1 pseudogene is annotated in these 284 nt (G+C 43.0%); it reads left to right on the forward strand.

The window, feature by feature from the left end:
• A pseudogene (locus tag A3712_RS21620) lies at nucleotides 1-284 on the forward strand (protein acetyltransferase); the annotation flags it as partial.

Raw genomic sequence — 284 nt, forward strand, 5'->3', positions numbered from 1 at the left:
CCGATATCATATTGAAAGCCTACGAAGGGGATCCGCAAGAAAGACTCGCGATTCGCCCTTACCCTGTAGAGCTTGAGGAACTTATCCAGTTAAAAGATGGAACAGAAGTACTGCTACGCCCGATTCTTCCTGAAGATGAACCACTTCATGCCGACTTCATTAATCGAGTCTCTAAAGAGGATCTCTACAAACGCTTCTTTAGTGATGTGGGTGAATTCAATCATGAAGCGTTAGCTAATTTCACTCAGATTGATTTCGATAGAGAGATTGCTTTTGTTGTGGTG

Origin of the sequence: Vibrio sp. HI00D65 (assembly GCF_001635455.1) — a bacterium.
GTDB lineage: Bacteria > Pseudomonadota > Gammaproteobacteria > Enterobacterales > Vibrionaceae > Vibrio.